The sequence below is a fragment of the Arthrobacter zhaoguopingii genome, assembly GCF_009828595.1.
Lineage (GTDB): Bacteria > Actinomycetota > Actinomycetes > Actinomycetales > Micrococcaceae > Arthrobacter_D > Arthrobacter_D zhaoguopingii.
In genome coordinates this window covers 332,977-350,042 of the sequence record NZ_WPNY01000003.1, presented here as the reverse complement: position 1 = coordinate 350,042, position 17,066 = coordinate 332,977, and the positions used below count along the sequence as shown (strand labels likewise).

Annotated in this window: 13 protein-coding genes and 1 riboswitch; of the genes, 2 read left to right on the top strand and 11 right to left on the bottom strand. The window is 68.4% G+C overall.

Going from position 1 to position 17,066, the window contains the following annotated elements; translation table 11 throughout:
• Positions 1 to 23: 23 nt before the first annotated feature.
• The 3 genes from gcvT to GVV86_RS06260 all read right to left on the bottom strand — a co-directional run bounded on the left by gcvT (position 24) and on the right by GVV86_RS06260 (position 4,790).
• Complete coding sequence (gene gcvT, locus GVV86_RS06270) at positions 24 to 1,130, bottom strand: glycine cleavage system aminomethyltransferase GcvT (RefSeq protein WP_159802084.1); 1,107 nt, start codon at positions 1,128 to 1,130, stop codon at positions 24 to 26.
• A gap of 4 nt (positions 1,131 to 1,134) precedes the next feature.
• Positions 1,135 to 3,996, bottom strand: a complete 2,862-nt coding sequence (gene gcvP, locus GVV86_RS06265; protein WP_159802082.1) for an aminomethyl-transferring glycine dehydrogenase — start codon at positions 3,994 to 3,996, stop codon at positions 1,135 to 1,137.
• A gap of 159 nt (positions 3,997 to 4,155) precedes the next feature.
• Positions 4,156 to 4,257: riboswitch (glycine riboswitch) on the bottom strand.
• Between the two features lie 89 nt (positions 4,258 to 4,346).
• Positions 4,347 to 4,790: a DUF1810 domain-containing protein gene (locus tag GVV86_RS06260; protein WP_159802080.1), complete on the bottom strand. Its 444-nt coding sequence runs from the start codon at positions 4,788 to 4,790 to the stop codon at positions 4,347 to 4,349.
• A 153-nt stretch (positions 4,791 to 4,943) separates the two neighbouring features.
• Between GVV86_RS06260 and GVV86_RS06255 the strand changes: the two genes are divergently transcribed.
• Positions 4,944 to 6,251 carry an Nramp family divalent metal transporter gene (locus GVV86_RS06255; RefSeq protein ID WP_159617407.1) on the top strand — a complete coding sequence of 436 codons (1,308 nt, stop codon included), beginning with the start codon at positions 4,944 to 4,946 and terminating at the stop codon, positions 6,249 to 6,251.
• 4 nt (positions 6,252 to 6,255) lie between these two features.
• Here GVV86_RS06255 and GVV86_RS06250 read toward each other — a convergent pair whose 3' ends face one another.
• On the bottom strand, positions 6,256 to 7,698 hold the full coding sequence (locus GVV86_RS06250) for a phytoene desaturase family protein (RefSeq protein WP_159802078.1): 1,443 nt from the start codon (positions 7,696 to 7,698) through the stop codon (positions 6,256 to 6,258).
• A 15-nt stretch (positions 7,699 to 7,713) separates the two neighbouring features.
• On the bottom strand, positions 7,714 to 8,859 hold the full coding sequence (locus GVV86_RS06245; protein WP_159802076.1) for a lipid II:glycine glycyltransferase FemX: 1,146 nt from the start codon (positions 8,857 to 8,859) through the stop codon (positions 7,714 to 7,716).
• Positions 8,860 to 9,139: 280 nt separating this feature from the next.
• Between GVV86_RS06245 and GVV86_RS06240 the strand changes: the two genes are divergently transcribed.
• Positions 9,140 to 10,225 (top strand): inositol-3-phosphate synthase, encoded by a 1,086-nt coding sequence (locus GVV86_RS06240; RefSeq protein ID WP_159802074.1) that lies wholly within the window; start codon positions 9,140 to 9,142, stop codon positions 10,223 to 10,225.
• Positions 10,226 to 10,396: 171 nt separating this feature from the next.
• On the opposite strand, the gene GVV86_RS06235 is transcribed toward GVV86_RS06240, so the two are convergent.
• The 6 genes from GVV86_RS06235 to GVV86_RS06210 all read right to left on the bottom strand — a co-directional run bounded on the left by GVV86_RS06235 (position 10,397) and on the right by GVV86_RS06210 (position 17,006).
• Entirely contained in the window at positions 10,397 to 12,064 is a 1,668-nt protein-coding gene (locus GVV86_RS06235) for a formate--tetrahydrofolate ligase (protein WP_159802072.1), read from the bottom strand.
• A gap of 12 nt (positions 12,065 to 12,076) precedes the next feature.
• A complete protein-coding gene (locus GVV86_RS06230) occupies positions 12,077 to 12,859 on the bottom strand; it encodes a phosphatase (protein ID WP_159802070.1) in 783 nt (260 codons plus the stop codon).
• A gap of 23 nt (positions 12,860 to 12,882) precedes the next feature.
• The gene (gene mshA / locus GVV86_RS06225; protein WP_159802068.1) at positions 12,883 to 14,130 is read right to left on the bottom strand and encodes a D-inositol-3-phosphate glycosyltransferase; all 1,248 of its coding nucleotides are present in this window, start codon (positions 14,128 to 14,130) and stop codon (positions 12,883 to 12,885) included.
• Positions 14,131 to 14,226: 96 nt separating this feature from the next.
• Positions 14,227 to 14,469: a hypothetical protein gene (locus tag GVV86_RS06220; protein WP_159802066.1), complete on the bottom strand. Its 243-nt coding sequence runs from the start codon at positions 14,467 to 14,469 to the stop codon at positions 14,227 to 14,229.
• A 447-nt stretch (positions 14,470 to 14,916) separates the two neighbouring features.
• The gene (locus GVV86_RS06215; protein WP_159617399.1) at positions 14,917 to 15,567 is read right to left on the bottom strand and encodes a histidine phosphatase family protein; all 651 of its coding nucleotides are present in this window, start codon (positions 15,565 to 15,567) and stop codon (positions 14,917 to 14,919) included.
• Positions 15,564 to 17,006 (bottom strand): CCA tRNA nucleotidyltransferase, encoded by a 1,443-nt coding sequence (locus GVV86_RS06210; RefSeq protein WP_159802064.1) that lies wholly within the window; start codon positions 17,004 to 17,006, stop codon positions 15,564 to 15,566. The genes GVV86_RS06215 and GVV86_RS06210 overlap by 4 nt, the downstream gene beginning before the upstream one ends.
• Between the last annotated feature and the right edge of the window lie 60 nt (positions 17,007 to 17,066).

Below are 17,066 nucleotides of genomic sequence, written 5' to 3'. Positions count from 1 at the left end.
TGCCATGGAGCCGTCGAACGGCATCACTTGGCGCGCTTGTAGAACGGTGTCTCCACGACGGTGAAGGGCTCGGGGCGGCCCCGGAGGTCGACCTGGACTTCGGTGCCCGGCTCCGCAAGGGCCGAGTCGACGTAGGCCAGCGCCACCGGATAGCCGAGGGTGGGGCTGGGCAGCCCGGAGGTCACCGTGCCCACGGCCGTGCCGTCAACGACGACGTCGTAGCCGGCGCGCGCGGAACGCCGGCCGGTGCCGCGCAGCCCCACCAAGCGGCGTGCCGGCCCGGTGGCCTTCAGCGGCTCCAGGACGGAGCGGCCCACGAAGTCCTCGGTCTTCTTGAGGCTCACCACCGGGCCGAGGCCGGCCTCGAAGGGGTTGGTTGAGAGGCCGAGCTCGTTTCCGTAGAGCGGCATGCCGGCCTCGAGGCGGAGGGAGTCCCGGGCGGCAAGGCCGCACGGGATCAGGCCGGAGCCGGCACCGGCTTCGAGGGCCGCGTCCCAGACGCGCACGGCGAAGGAGTTGCCGACGAACAGCTCGAATCCGTCCTCGCCGGTGTACCCGGTGCGGGCCAGCAGGACCGGCACCCCGGCCAGTTCGACCTCGACGGCGGCGTAGTAGCGCAGCGAGGTGATGGCCTCGGCGTCGTCGGGGGCCGCCAGAGCCAGCAGGATCGCCTCGGCGTTGGGCCCCTGGACGGCCACCAGGGCGGTGGTCTCGGACTGGTCCTCCACCACGGCGTCGAAGTCGGCGGCGCGGTCGCGCAGCTCCGAAGCGACGGTGTCGGCGTTGGAGGCGTTGGGCACCACGAGGAAGCGGTCCTCGGCCAGGCGGTAGGTGATGAGGTCGTCGATCACGCCGCCGTCGGTGTTGCAGATGAGGGAGTACTTCGCCTTCCCCACCGGCATCACCGCCAGGTTGCCCACGAGCGCGTAGTTGAGGAACTCGGCCGCCTGGGGTCCGGTGACCAGGACCTCCCCCATGTGGGAGAGGTCGAACAGGCCGGCGGCGCGGCGCACCGTGTGGTGTTCTTCGAGTTCGCTGCCGTACTTCAGCGGCATCTGCCAGCCGCCGAAGTCGGTGAAGGAGGCGCCGAGGGCTTCGTGCCGGGTGTAGAGCGGGGTCTGCTTGGGCATGGGATTAGTCCTCGAAGGCTTCGATGGGAGGGCATGAGCACACCAGGTTGCGGTCGCCGTGGGCGCCGTCGATGCGCCGGACCGGCGGGAAATACTTGTCGTGCCGCAGGGAGCGCAGCGGGTACGCGGCGAGCTCGCGCGGGTAGGACTGGTTCCAGTCGTCCCCGATGAGCGTGGTCGCCGTGTGCGGGGCCTGGCGCAGCGGGCTTTCCTCGACGGTCCACTCGCCGTCGGCGACCCGGTCGATCTCGCCCTTGATGGCGATCATGGCGTCGACGAACCGGTCGAGCTCGGCGAGGTTCTCCGACTCGGTGGGCTCCACCATGAGGGTTCCGGCCACCGGGAAGGACAGCGTGGGGGCGTGGAAACCGTAGTCGATGAGCCGCTTGGCGACGTCCTCGGCGGTGACCCCGGTCTTCGCGGTGAGCGGGCGCAGGTCGAGGATGCACTCGTGCGCCACCAGCCCCTGGGCCCCGGTGTAGAGCACGGGGAAGTGCTCGTTGAGGCGTGCGGCAACGTAGTTCGCGGCGAGCAGGGCGTGCGCGGTGGCGCTGGTCAGGCCCTCCGCGCCCATCAGGGCCACGTAGGCCCAGGAGATGGGAAGAACCCCGGCCGAACCGTACATCGACGCCGAGACGGGAGCGCCGCCGGCGGCCTCGTCGGTGGCGATGTCCCGGTTCGCGTCACCGGGCAGGAAGTCGATGAGGTGCTCGGCCACGGCGACCGGCCCGACGCCGGGGCCGCCGCCGCCGTGCGGGATGCAGAAGGTCTTGTGCAGGTTCAGGTGCGAGACGTCGCCGCCGAACTCACCCGGCTTGGCCAGCCCGACGAGGGCGTTGAGGTTCGCGCCGTCGATGTAGACCTGCCCGCCAGCCGCGTGCACCTGCTCGCAGACCCAGCGGACATCCTCTTCGAACACACCGTGGGTCGAGGGGTAGGTGATCATGATCGCGGAGAGGTTCTCGGCGTGCTGCTCGATCTTCGCCTTGAGGTCGTCGTGGTCGATATTGCCGTTGGCGGCCGTGGCCACGACAACCACCTTCATACCGGCGAGGACGGCGGAGGCGGCGTTGGTGCCGTGCGCCGAGGAGGGGATCAGGCACACCGTGCGGTTCTCGTCGCCGCGCGAGCGGTGGTAGCCGCGGATGGCGAGCAGGCCCGCGAGCTCACCCTGTGAGCCGGCGTTGGGCTGCAGGGACACCTTGGCGTAGCCAGTGATCTCGGCCAGGCGCTCCTCGAGGTCGGTGATGAGTTCGCGCCAGCCCTCGGTCTGCGCGGTGGGCGCGAACGGGTGGATCGAGGCGAACTCGGGCCAGGAGATCGCTTCCATCTCCACCGTGGCATTGAGCTTCATGGTGCACGAGCCCAGCGGGATCATGGTGCGGTCAAGGGCCAGGTCGCGGTCGGAGAGTCGGCGCAGGTAGCGCAGCATCGCCGTTTCCGAGCGGTGCAGCGAGAACACCGGGTGGGTCATGTAGGCGGAGGTGCGGCGCAGCCCGGCCGGGATCCGGGTTCCGGTGTCCGCTGCCCCGGCACCGGCGTCGCTGCCGGCGCCGAACACGCCGGCGACGGCGGCGAGGTGGTCCTCGGTGGTGGTCTCGTCGCAGGAGATGCCGAGGTGATCAGCGTCGACGCGGCGCAGGTTGTAGCCGAGTTCCTCGGCACGGTCCGCGAGTTCGGCGGCCCGGCCGGTCACGCGGACCAGCAGGGTGTCGAAGAAGGTGTCGTGGACGATCTGCGCTCCGGTGGCGCTCAGCCGCCCGGCGAGGTCGACGGCGCGGCGGTGGGTCTGCTCGGCGATCGCCTTGAGGCCCTCGGGGCCGTGGTAGACCCCGTACATGCTGGCGGTGATGGCCAGCAGCGCCTGGGCGGTGCAGATGTTCGACGTCGCCTTTTCACGGCGGATGTGCTGCTCGCGGGTCTGGAGGGCCAGGCGGTAGGCGGGGGCGCCGTCGGCGTCCTTGGACACCCCGACCAGGCGGCCGGGCAGCATGCGCTCGAGGCCCTTGCGCACCGCCATGTACGCGGCGTGGGGCCCGCCGAAGAACAGCGGAACGCCAAGGCGCTGGGCGGAGCCGACAGCTATGTCGGCGCCCTGCTCGCCCGGCGCGGTGATCAGGGTCAGGGCCAGCAGGTCGGCGGCGACGGTGACGAGGACTCCGCGTTCCTTGGCGGCGGCGATGACGGCCGTGGAGTCGCGCAGGGCACCGGAGGCGCCGGGCTGCTGGAGGACGACGCCGTTGATGTCGCCCTCGGGCAGGCCCTGGGAGAGGTCGGCGATCTCGACCTCAAAGCCGAGCGCCTCGGCGCGGCCGCGGACCACAGCTACGGTCTGCGGGAGGCAGTCGGCGTCGAGGACGGTGCGGCCTGACTTGTTCTTGCCCGAGCGGCGCATCAGCAGCACGGCCTCGGCGACGGCCGAGGCCTCATCGAGCAGCGACGCGTTGGCGATGTCGAGGGCGGTGAGGTCCTGGACCATGGTCTGGAAGTTGAGGAGCGCTTCGAGGCGGCCCTGGGAGATTTCCGGCTGGTAGGGCGTGTAGGCGGTGTACCAGGCCGGCGATTCGAGGACGTTGCGGCGGATCACCGGAGGGGTGACCGTATCGAAGTAGCCCTGGCCGATCATCTGCACGGCGGTCCGGTTGCGGCCGGCGATCCGGCGCAGCTGCGCCAGCACCTCGGGTTCGCTGAGCGCCGCAGGAAGATCGAGGGCCTTGGCGGACCGGATGCTTGCCGGTACGGCGACATCGACGAGCTTGTCGATGCTGGGGTATCCGAGGACCGACAGCATCTGCGCTGCGTCGGAGGTGCGCGGACCGATGTGGCGGTCGGCGAAGGTGGAAGCCAGGTCGGCATGGGCGGTCATGGAAACTCCGTACGTTCAAGCGCTGAAAGCGCGTCCCTTTTCGAGTTCCTCCCCGCTCTGTGTCTTGGACCTGAGAGTTTCCGCAGGGCTCCGTGCCTGCTTGCACCTTCGGTGAGCGCTGCCTGCCCTCGGGGCCGGTGCGCTGCTTTCCAGAGTTGCCTCACCGCAGCGGTACTGGGCCTGAGAGATTCCTGGGGAGGATTTGCTCCTACGGCGCCTGCCGAGTGGATATTCGCGGCAGGACTCTCCCGCTGCAGGTCAAAGGCATATGAAATTGTGGTTGAAACCACATCGATCCTACCTTGGCAACCCCCGGCCGGGCAAAGACGCGCGGGCCGGCAGTGCCCCGTTCAGAGGCGTTCGTCGGTGGCGGTGTCGGGCAGTGAGTCGAAGTACTTCGCAAGAAGGTCGGAGAACGCGGGCTCGCCGGGGGCCGCCCGGTGGAAGAGAGTCGCGCTCGAATGCAGTTTCCGTGCATCGATGCCGCCGAAGACCGCTTCCGCGCTGTGCCCGGGCAGACCGGCGGCCGCCGCGGCGCATTCGAGCAGCCGAGGCCCGAGGACGGGGTGGGCGAGATAGGCCTGCGCCTCGGCCAGGGAGGAGATGGCAAACTCGCGGGCCGTCGCGCTGCTCCCAAGTCCCTGGATCTGGGGAAAGACGAACCACATCCAGTGGCTCTGCTTGCGTCCGGCGCGGATCTCGCCAAGGGCTCGCCCGTACGTGCCGCCCGCGTCCTGGGCTGAGACGAACCGTTTCAGGCGGTAGGGGTCGCCTGCGGTCGGTGTGTTGTCCATCGGAGCCTCCTCAGGCGGTGTCCCGGACCGCTGCTGGCGTGCCGGCGGGTCCCGGATCCAGCGCCGGGCCTGTGACAGAATGCACACGACCGGCGGACCCGCCCCCGGGCGGTCTCACCCGCACAAGGTACCAACAGATAGGACTCCTGGTCGATGGCGACTACCGGCGGCACTCCCCCAACGCCCACAGAGCACGAGGACCGGATCGACGACGACGGCGGCGCTCCCGCGAAGTGGAAGCTCGTCGGGCCGGGACTCGTGGTGGCCGCCACGGGGGTCGGCGCGGCGGACATGGTGGCCACGCTCGTCGCCGGTTCCCGCTTCGGTTACGGCCTGCTGTGGGCCGTCGTGCTCGGTGTGGTCCTGAAGATCATCCTCGTGGAGGGCGTCGGACGGTTCACCCTCGCCACCGGACGGACGATCTTCGAGGGCTGGCGGTCGCTGGGGCGGTGGACCACCTGGTACTTCGGCCCCTACATCATGATCTGGGGCTTCGTGTACGGAGCCACGGCCATGTCCTCGGCGGCGCTGCCCCTGGCCGCCGTCTTCCCTGTCCTGCCACTCTGGGCCTGGGCGATCACCATGGGCCTGCTCGGGTTCGTCATGGTCTGGTTCGGCAAGTATGCAACCTTCGAGAAGATCACCGCCGTCCTGGTGGGACTGATGTTCGTCACCGTTGTGGGACTTGCCGTCATCGCCCTGCCCAACATCCCGGCGATGTTCACCGGCCTGCTCCCCAGAATTCCGGACGGCGGGGTTCTCTACACCCTCGCCCTCGCCGGCGGCGTCGGTGGAACCATCACCCTGGCCGCCTACGGCTACTGGCTGCGGGAAAAGGGCTGGTACACCCCGAAATGGATGCGGGTGATGCGCATCGACAACTCAATGGCCTACGTGATGACCGGCATCTTCGTTGTCGCCATGCTCATCGTCGGCGCGGAGGTGGTGCGCTCGGCGGGCGTCTCGATCAGCGCAGGTGACGAGGGCCTGCTGGACCTCTACGGCGTGCTGAAGGACGAATACGGCGACGTCGTCGGCACCGGATTCCTCGTCGGTTTCTGGGCCGCCTCCTTCTCCTCGATCCTCGGCGTGTGGAACGGCGTCTCCCTGATGTTCGCCGACTTCTGGGGAAATATGCGCGGTAAGGAATCAGGCCATCCCGACACCCGGGTGGGCGGCAAGTACTTCCGGTTCTACGTGCTGTGGCTGACCTTCCCGCCGATGATCCTGTTCGCCCTGGGCCAGCCCATCGGCCTGATCCTCGCCTACGGAGTCCTGGGTTCGCTGTTCATGCCGTTCCTTGCGGTGACCCTGCTCGGACTGCTGAACGGGAAACGCATTCCCGCCCGCTGGGCCAACAAGCCCTCGACGAACATCGCCCTGGGCATTACGGCGCTGCTGTTCCTCGTCCTCGGCGGCCAGCAACTCGTCAAGGCAGTCGCGCCGCTGGTGGGCGGCTGAGCCTTCAGCCGATCCCGAGTTCGGGCATCCCCAGCCCAAACTCGCGCCGTAAGGCAAGCTTCGCGGCATGGAATCCTGCCATGCCGTGGACGCCGGGCCCGGGCGGGGCCGACTGGGAGCAGAGGTAGACCCCCTTCAGCGGGGTTGCCCACGGGTGGGCCGCCAGCACCGGGCGGGCGATCATCTGGCGCAGGTCGACGGCGCCCGAGCCGAAGTCGCCGCCGACATAGTTTTCGTTGTACTCCCCGAGCTGGGCGGCCGTGGAGGAGTGCGAGTCCACAATCAGGTCGCGGAACCCGGGGGCAAAGCGTTCGATCTGGGCGGTGATGGCTTCGGTCATGTCGGTCGTGGAGCCGCGGGGCACGTGGCAGTAGGTCCAGAGGGTATGCCGGCCGGCCGGCGCCCGGGTCGGGTCGAACAGGGACGGCTGGGAGACAAGGACGTAGGGGCGCTCCGGGTGGCGTCCTGCGTTGACGTCCGCCTCGGCCGCCGCCACCTCGGCGCGGGTTCCACCGAGGTGAACCGTGCCGGCCCGGGCCACCTCGGAATTGGTCCACGGCACGGGGCCGGAGAGCAGGAAGTCGACCTTGCAGGCGGCGTTGCCAAAGCGGAACCTGCTCAGCGCCCGCGCGTACCCTCCCGGAAGCCGTCCCCGCGCCATCTCCACCAGTGCGGGCGGGGAAACGTCCAGCAGGACAGCCCGGGCACCGCTGAGCTCCGCGAGGGACCGCACCCTGGAGCCGGTGAGGATCTCGCCGCCGTGGTCCTCGATGTCCCGGGCCATGGCGTCGGCAATCGCCTGTGAACCGCCGACGGGGATGGCCCACCCGCCAGCGTGCGCAAGCAGCCCGAGGACCATTCCGGCTCCGGCGGCCGTGAGCGAGGGAAGCGGTCCGACGGGGTGCGCCATGACCCCGGTCAGCATCGCCGGGGCCTCCTCTCCCCGGAACCTCCGGTTCCAGGCCGGCGAGCCCTGGTCGAGTACGGCCGCCGCGAGCCGTGCCGCCGCCAGCGGGTTCTTCGGAACGCGCAGCAGGTGGTTCAGGGTCAGCGCGAGGATGCCGTCCCGTGAATCGATAAGGGGCTGCATCAGCCGCCGGTACGCCCGGCCGTCAGCGCCCAGCTCGGCCACGGTCCGATCCAGGCTGCGGTAAGCGATCCCCGCCCTTCCGTTATCGAGCGGGTGGGCGTAGGACACCTCCGGGATGGCGAACCCGATGCGGCGGTTCAGTTCGAAGGAGGTGAAGAACTCCGAGGCAAGCGCCATGGGGTGGACCGCCGAGCAGACGTCCTGCACGCTCCCCTCCTCCATCAGCGGGAGGGTGCGCGATCCGCCTCCGATGGTCGCCGCTGATTCGTGCACGCGTACGCTCAGCCCGGCCCGGGCCAGCACGACGCCCGCTGCGAGCCCGTTGGGGCCCGAACCGACAACCTCGACGTCAACCATCGGTTCTCGCTTTCCTCAGGCGGGAGGGGCGTCAGTGCCGGGCCGGGCGTCAGTGCCGGGCTGCGCGGGCACGACGGTGGCCGGCCTGGACCTGGTGGCGAGGGTGCCGCGCGCAGCAGCCAGCGCCCTCCGCGCGGCCCGCACCTGTCCCGGCAGGCTCCGCCGGGCGTTGAGGGCCGCGGCGAGCGTCCGGTACTGCAGCGGCCTCAGGGGGAGGTCATACGTTGTGGGCACCACGACGACATTCTTGGAGAAGTTCCGCTTGAAGGTGGTGACATTGGCGAGCTGCGGGTAGTTCTCGCTGACGATGCCCGTCAGGGCGCAGGTGCGGTTGCCCGCGGCCTTGAGTTCCCGGAAGGCTTCCCAGAGCAGGAGGTAGGGGGCGAAGATCTTGCGCGCCTGCTGCGTGCTGCCGGCGAAGTAGTAAACGGCGGCACCCCGGTACTCGCTGGTGATGAGCCAGCTCACCGGCTTTCCGTCGAGGTAGGCGACAAGCAGACGGAGGTAGTCCCCCAGCTCGGTCAGGAGTGTCTCGTAGTAGCCGGACGCGAAACTTTCGAACCCGTCGCGTTCGGCGGTCTCCCTCATGATCGGGAAAAGGTCCTGCCGGAAAGTCTCACTCCATAGCTCGCGAGGAATACTTCGAACCTCTACCCCGGATTTCTGGGCACGGCGGACGCTGTTGCGGGCGTTGGGCTTGAAGCTCCGGAACAGGTCCTTCTCCTCCGGCGTGAGATCGACAACAATCTCCCGCTCGAACCAGCCGTGCTCCAGGGGGCCCTCCGCCGGCGGCTGCGGCGTGGATACCTGCATCCGTATATACAGCGGATCGACCCCCGGATCCGCCGCGAACTGCGAAAGAACAGTGGTCATCAGGGTGCGTTCGGCGGCCGGCGTCCGTTCCGCGAACCATACGGGCCCGTTGACCACCACGAGGGAGGTCCTCAGGCGCCGCTGGATGAGGAGGTAGCTGGCAACGGCAACGGGTGTTTCGCCGTCGTAGTAGGCCCAGATCCCGTAGGGGCGGCGGCCCAGGGCGGTTTCGAACCCGGCCCAGTCCGGGGTCTGCTCAAGCGGAACGACCACGTCGGGGTGCCCGCCGGCGAGCCGGTCGAAGTCCTCCGGGCCAAGTTTTTCGTATCGGAATGAAGCTGCGCTCACGTGGGTTCTTTCGCTGGGAATCCGTGCTCGCCCCAGCCTACCCGAGGCGTCAGCGGCATAGACGGGGCCCGCCCTGGAGCCTCCTGGGCAGGCTGCGGCGGTGGCCATCGACCCAGCCGCCGCCCGCCGGAACCGTGCCCGGTGAACGGGGAGGCTGCAAGGTTGATAGAGTCCAACCGGCATACGTCCAAATGGACGTAGACTGGACATTCTCTGCCCGACCCTCCATTACGGGGCTGAACGGGCCAATTACACTTCAGCGGGCTTTTTGAGGAGAACTGTGGGAACTAACCCCATCCGGGTGGCAATCATCGGCGTAGGTAACTGTGCCGCGTCCCTTGTACAGGGCGTTCACTACTACCGGGACGCTGATCCGTCGGCCAAGGTCCCCGGGCTGATGCACGTCAAGTTCGGCGACTACCACGTCAGCGACGTGCAGTTCGTCGCGGCCTTCGACGTCGACGGAAAGAAGGTCGGCCACGATCTCGCCGAAGCGATCGGTGCCAGCGAGAACAACACCATCAAGATCGCCGACGTCCCCCCGACCGGCGTGATCGTGCAGCGCGGCCACACCCTCGACGGCCTGGGCAAGTACTACCGCGAAACCATCGTGGAATCCGATGAGGAACCGGTCGACATTGTTGGCCAACTCAAGGCCACCAAGGCCGACGTCCTCGTCTGCTACCTCCCGGTGGGCTCGGAGCACGCCGCGAAGTACTACGCGCAGTGCGCCATCGACGCAGGCGTGGCCTTCGTCAACGCCCTGCCCGTCTTCATCGCGGGGACCAAGCAATGGGCGGACAAGTTCACCGCCGCTGGCGTGCCGATCGTCGGCGACGACATCAAGAGCCAGATCGGTGCGACGATCACGCACCGCGTCATGGCGAAGCTCTTCGAAGACCGCGGCGTCACCCTGGACCGCACGTACCAGCTGAACGTCGGCGGCAACATGGACTTCAAGAACATGCTCGAGCGCGACCGCCTGGAGTCCAAGAAGATCTCCAAGACCCAGGCCGTCACCTCGAACGTGAAGGCCGAACTCCACGCCGACGACGTGCACATCGGCCCCTCGGACTATGTGGCCTGGCTCGACGACCGGAAGTGGGCGTTCGTCCGCCTCGAGGGCCGCAACTTCGGTGACGCCCCGGTGTCACTCGAGTACAAGCTCGAGGTGTGGGATTCCCCCAACTCCGCCGGTGTCATCATCGACGCCATCCGGGCGGCGAAGATCGCCCTCGACCGGGGAATCGGCGGACCGATCCTGTCGGCGTCGAGCTATTTCATGAAGTCCCCGCCGGAGCAGTACGCGGATGACATCGCCCACGAGAAGGTCGAGGCCTTCATCCGCGGCGACATCGAGCGTTAGGCTCCGCCCCAAGGCAGGTCCCGGCCGTCTTCCTGGTTCAGGCAGGCGGCCGGACCGTTTAAGGTTCGGCCGGAGGATGCCCGGCGGGTCCGCTTCCGCCCCCTGAGCGCGGCCGACCGCCGGGCGGGTCCGGGTAGGCCCGCCGATCGGGTCCGGTCGGCGGGCAGGGGCTTAGAAGAGCCCGACCGCGTTGCCGTCGGCGTCGACGTCCATTCCGAGGGCTCCGGGAACCTTCGGCAGCCCCGGCATGGTCATGATCGCTCCGGTGAGGGCGATGATGAAGCCGGCGCCGGTCCTTGGGATGAGGTCCCGGACGTGCACCGTGAACCCGCTGGGTGCGCCGAGCCTGGTTGCGTCGTCGGAGAACGAGTACTGGGTCTTGGCCATGCATACCGGCAGTCCGCCCCAGCCGTTCGCCTCGATCTCGGCGAGCCGGCGCAGCGCGGGCACCGAGAAGTCGACATTGTCGGCCCCGTAAACCTCCTGCACGATGGTCCGGATCTTCTCCTCCACCGGCTGATCCAGCGGGTACAGGTGGCGGAAGTCCGTCGGGCGGTCGAGGGCGGCCAGGACGGCCGCGGCCAGATCGTCTCCCCCGGGTCCGCCGCCGCCCTGGCCCCACACATCGGCGACGGCGGCGGCGATCCCCTGCGAGGCGCACCAGCCCAGCAACCAGTCGAGCTCGGCGTCGCTGTCGGTGGCGAAGCGGTTGATCGCCACGACCGGGGAATAGCCGAACTTTTCGACATTGCGTACATGCCGCAGCAGGTTGGCGGTGCCGGCCTCGAGCGCCGCGGCATCCGGCCCAGCCAGGTCCGCCTTGTCCACGCCGCCGTGCATCTTCAATGCGCGGATGGTGGCCACGATCACGACGGCGTCGGGTGCGACGTCGGCCGCGCGGGCCTTGATGTCGAGGAACTTTTCGGCGCCCAGGTCGGCCCCGAAACCGGCCTCGGTGACGACGATGTCGGCCAGGCGCCGGGCGGTCTGGGTGGCGACCACGGAGTTGCAGCCGTGGGCGATATTGGCGAACGGCCCGCCGTGCACCAGGGCGGGGGTCCCGGCGATCGTCTGGACGAGGTTCGGCTTGAAGGCGTCCTTCAGCAGCAGGGTCAGCGCCCCCTCGACCCCCAGCTGGGCGACGGTGAGCGGCTTGCGGTCGTAGGAGTAGCCGAAGGTGATGCGTGAGAGCCGCTCCCGCAGGTCGGCGAGGTCGGTGGCCAGGCAGAACACCGCCATGATCTCGGAGGCGGCCGTGATGTCGAAGCCGTCCTGGCGGGGTGTGCCTTCCGCCGGACCGCCGAGGCCCACCACCACGCTGCGCAGGGACCGGTCGTTCATATCGAGGACCCTCCGGAAGGTGACCCGCCGCGGGTCGATGTTCAGCGGGTTGCCCTGATGGATTGAGTTGTCCACGAGCGCCGCGAGCGCGTTGTTCGCCGACGTGATGGCGTGGAAGTCCCCGGTGAAGTGGAGGTTGATCTCGTCCATGGGCAGCACCTGGGAGTATCCGCCGCCGGCGGCGCCTCCCTTCATCCCAAGCACCGGGCCGAGGGAAGGCTCCCGCAGGGCGATCATCACGTGCTGACCGGCCCGGGCGAGGGAGTCGGCGAGCCCCACGGTGCAGGTCGACTTCCCCTCGCCGGCGGGGGTTGGGCTCATGGCGCTCACCAGCACGACCCGACCGGGGCGCCCGGGCCGATCCGCGAGGCGGGTGGGATCGATCTTCGCCTTATACCGGCCGTAGGGCTCCAGGGCGTCCCGCGGGACCCCCGCCGCATCGGCAATTTCCTCGATGGGTCGGATCGCCGCGCGGCGCGCAATCTCCAGGTCGCTCATGGGGCCAACCTATCAGCGCAGTGCCGGCGCTCCGGCAAGCCCTGCCCGCTCCAGAACATATTCCGTCAGCGGCACGTACAGGACGGGCGGCACATTGTCGTCGAGGGGGACCGCCACCTCGAGCTGGCCTTCGGCTTCGGACACGAAGAGGCCGGGGTCGTTGCAGTCGGCGAATCCGAGTGCCGGCACGCCGGCGGCCGCGGCTTCTCCCGCCCAGCCGTGGTCAGCGACCACGAGCTCGGGTCCCGGCCTGCCGGCGGCAGCGAGGGACTCGAGCACGAGGCGCATTGGCTGCGGGTAGTGGGTGTGCATCAGGTTCCCGTGCTGGTGCCAGGCCAGGACCCCCTGGACCTGGCGGACGTCGCCCTCCCGGAACCGGATTCCGTGCGGGATCTCCATCACCTCGGCGCCGGCCTGTGCGGCGGCGGACGCGAGGGCCGCGTGGACCGGAAGGAGACCCCCGGGATGGCCCGTGGCGAAGAGGATGCGTTCCCCGGCCCGGACCGAGCGGCCCAGCCGGTCGGCGAATCGGTCGAGTGCGGCCACGCACTTGGCGGCGTCGATGGTGTCCTGGCCGGTGGTGTGGGACGGGTCGGCACTGGTCCCGACCTTCTCGTGCATCAGGGTGAAGACCTCGTCGAAGGTCCAGGGGCGCGTGGTGCGCACGCCGAACTCGAGGTGCTCATTCCCGTCGAGGAATCGGCGCATGTGGTCGAGGTTGTTCTCCCGCGGGGTGGCCACCTCCCCGGTGATGCGGACGGAATCGAGGTAGCTTGCAAGTTCTTCGCGGTTCACCGTCCTATCCTAGGGCGGCCGGATCACCGCGCCGCAACGGAGGAGAAGCGCTCCACGGCGGTGCGGTAGCTCTGGGCCGTCAGCAGGGCGGTGCGCTGCCAGCCAAACGCAAGCGCGTGCACGGCGGCACCGCGCCCGAGCGCCTCCCGGTAGGCGGTGTCGTCGAACAGCTTTTCAAGGGCGGCCGACCACCCCCCGGCGGAGTGGCCCTCAACGAGCAGGCCCGTCCGGCCGTCGCTCACGGCCTGGGGCAGCCCGCCCACATTGGCGGCGAGGACCGGTGTGCCGCAGGCCTGCGCCTCGAGCGCCACAAGTCCGAAGGATTCGCTGAAGGAGGGCATGACGACGACGTCGGCCGCACGGAACCAGTGGGCGAGCTGGGCGGCCTTGACCGGCGGATACAGCCGCACTATGTCATGGAGCCCGGCGTCATCGATCAGCGGCTGCAGCTTCAGGGCGTCCGAGCCGCTGCGGGAGCCGAGGATGCTGACGGTCAGGGGGATGTCGGGTCGGCGCTCCACGAGCTCGCGCACCGCGGCCACAAGCACCTGCGGTCCCTTGAGCTTCTGGATTCGTCCCGCGAACACCACATGGAAGGAACGCTCGGGGAACTGCAGCAGGGACCGGGAGACCTCACGCGAGCCGGGATTGAAGGTTTCGAGATCGACGCCGGGGGCCACCACGTCGATCCTCTCGGCGTGCGCCCCGTAGAGGGATTCAAGCTCCGAGGCCTCCGTCGAGGTGTTCGCGATCAGGCGTGCGGCGCCTGAGACGACGGCCTGCTCACCACTGACCCGCACCGGCGGTTCCGCCGTGCCAAGGTTCTTCATCCTCAGGTTCTTGACCTTCGCCATGGTGTGCATTGAGTGGACGAGGGGCAGTTTCAGCCTGCGGGCGACGGTCAGGCCCACTGTTCCGGACACCCAGTAGTGGGAGTGAAGCACGTCGACTCCGCCGCCGGCCAGGGCGCCTGCGACTTCGGTCAGGGCCGCCGTGAAGCTCCCGGTCAGCTGGGGAAGGGCTTCCTTCGGAATGCGGTGGGGCGGACCGGCGGCCAGGTGATGCACCCGGACGCCGTCCGCCATCTCTTCCCAGGAGGGCCGCTCCTCGCCCGCCCTCCGGGTGAAGATGTCGACTTCGACACCCACCCGCGCCAGCTCCAGCGCCACGGAACGCACGTAGACGTTCATGCCGCCGGCGTCACCGGCTCCCGGCTGTTCAAGGGGGGAGGTATGGAGGGACAACATCGACACACGTCTCACGGGGGGCATCGTTCCTCCTCTCCCCATGGTCCGCTTGCGACTAGCGTCTTGAACGATACAACGCCGCGGGGCGCCTCCACATTCCTCCGGCCGGGAGGCCGGTGCTCACCGGATGTTCAGCAAGTGCTGGGGCAGGAGGAAGCGGTCCGCACTGTCGCGTGCGGATCCGGCTTCGGGGCCCTGGATCCGCTGCCAGCGGGCGAAATTCCGCCGGAGCGCCCTCAGCGTACGCTTCACCTTCCGCTTCCGATGGAAGCCCGGCATGACCGTCGAGTCCTGTCCACCGTGGGAGATGCGGCTGACCGCATCGGATGGCACGGCGGGAAGGACGGTGAATGACCCGGACATAATGAATTGTCCGGCTTTGGGCATTTCTACATTCGAGGGTAATTGGTCATAAAGGGATTGGGACTTGGGCACGGTTATCCTTCGACAAGGGAAATTAAAGGGATAGCACTGGTATTCCGCAGCGCGAGAAAACCCGTGAGGGGCAGCGTCAAGAAGGCTGCCGTTCAGATGGGTCGGGCTGCCCCGGAAGGGGGCCGCGCAGGCGCAAGGGCCGCTAGTGGCCGCGGATGACGAAGGTCGGATTGGGTCCGCGGGTCAGAAGGCCGCTCGACATGTTATTCACAATCCCTACCTCCTGTCCGAAAGATAACTAATAGAACCGTTGGCACTGATCCTCCCTGGGATTGTCCTCGAGGATCAGTGGCTCAACAGTCAATCTACCCCATGCCGAGGCGCCGGCATAGGGTTCGAACTAATTAATTCAAAAATTTCTCGGTTTATATCACCCTAGAGATTCCACTGAATGATGGCCGGGGTGTGCTTATCCCAGCCCAGGGAGCAGACAGCCGCCGTGCCCAGAACGAACCGCCGTCCCTCCACGGGAGCGAACTCCAGCCAGCGGGCAGCCACCACGCGGAGGAAATGTCCGTGTGCCACCAGCAGGGCGTTCTGCACCGGCGAAGCATCGGGGTCCTGGTCCGCCGGGGTGTGGCAGCCGGCCTGGACGCGCGAGATGATGCGGTCGGCCCGCGCGGCAACCTGCTCGAGGGTCTCTCCGTTGGGGGCGCCGTCCTTCCAGATCAGGTAGTCGGGGTTCTCCCGGCGCACCTGGGCGCTGTTGCGGCCCTCGTTGTCCCCGTAATCCCATTCGTGGGCGTGCGGAACGATCTCGGGTCTGGGGAATCCGGCCAGCTCGGCGGTCCGGACGGCGCGCTGGAGCGGAGAGCTCATCACCAGGTCGAAGTCGATGCCGGCGAGGTGCCGCTTCGCCTCAAGCGCCTGCTCCTCGCCGAAGGGCGTCAGGGGCAGGTCGGTGAGCCCCGTGTAGTTTCCGTCCCGGGACCACTCGGTCTCGCCGTGGCGGAGCAGCCACAGCCGCGGCAGCGGGGTGCCGGCGGGGGTTGGATCGGGCTGGGCTGCCCCTGAGAGCGGACTCATAGTATCTCCTTTGATTCAGGTTGGTGCGACCACCAGCTGCGGAGCCGCGCCTCGGCGGTTGCCGGGTCCAACGGTCCGTGTTCCATGCGCTCCTCGAGAAGATAGCGGTAGGCGCGCCCCACCACAGGGCCGGGTGCGATCCCGAGGAGGGCCATGATCTGCGCGCCGTCCAGGTCGGGGCGGATCATGGCGAGTTCTTCCTGTTCGGCCAGAGCGGAGATGCGGGCCTCAAGGTCGTCGTAGGCAAAGGCAAGCCGTTCCACCTGGCGCCGGTTGCGCGTTGTCACATCCGAGCGGACCAGCCGGTGGAGCCGTTCCAGCAGCGGCCCCGCGTCGGTCACATAACGGCGCACGGCCGAATCGGTCCAGCCGGCCTCACCATAGCCGTAGAACCGCATGTGCAGTTCCACGAGGCGGGACACGGCCTTGATGGTGTCGTTGTCGAAGCGCAGCGCGCGCATTCGGCGGGCGGCCAGCTTCGCGCCCACCGCGTCGTGGTGGCGGAAGCTGACGGCGTTTCCGGGCCCAAACTTCCGGGTGGCCGGCTTCCCGATGTCATGGAGCAGCGCAGCGAAGCGCAGCACGAAGTCGGGTCCCGGAACGGGGCCGGCGGTGTCGGTCTCCGATGCGCAGGCCTGCTCGAGGACGGTGAGGGAGTGCCGGTAGACGTCCTTGTGCCGGTGATGTTCATCGATCTCAAGCCGCAGTGCGGACACCTCGGGAAGCACATAGTCGGCCAGTCCGGTCTCAACGAGGATGTCGATGCCCCGGCCGGGAGCGCGGCCGTTGATCAGCTTGATGAGTTCGTCCCGAATCCGTTCGGCCGAGATGATTCCGATCCGCTCCGCCATGGCCGTCATCGCCTCGGCCACCTCCGGGGCGACGCTGACTCCGAGCTGCGAGGCGAAGCGGGCCGCACGCATCATCCTCAGCGGATCGTCGGAGAATGACGACGACGGCGCGCCCGGGGTGCGAAGGACGCCGGCGTGCAGATCCTTCACTCCGCCGAAGGGGTCGACGAGCTCCATCGCGGGAAGGGTCAGGGCCATCGCGTTAATGGTGAAGTCGCGCCGAAGCAGGTCCTCCTCGAGGTTCGAGCCGAAGGCCACGGACGGATTCCTTGAACCCGGGTCATACGCGTCGGCGCGGTAGGTGGTGATTTCGATCTGGTGGGAGCCGCGGCGCAGTCCGATGGTGCCGAAGGCCCGCCCGATCTCCCAGTAGGCGTCCGCCCAGCCGCGGATCACGGCGAGGGTCTGGTCCGGATCGGCATTGGTCGTGAAGTCGAGGTCCGGGGAGCTCCGCCCCAGGAAAAGGTCGCGGACCGGTCCCCCGACCAGTGAAAGCTCGTAGCCGGCTTTGCTGAAGAGCTCTCCGAGCTCGGTGACGACCGGCGGGAGCGGCGTGGTCAGGGTCGATTTGTCCAACGGGTGCACCATAGTCCCTTAAGCGTGCCAGATCGGGGGCCAAATTCCATGTCGGGGCCTTCTGTCTCCCAC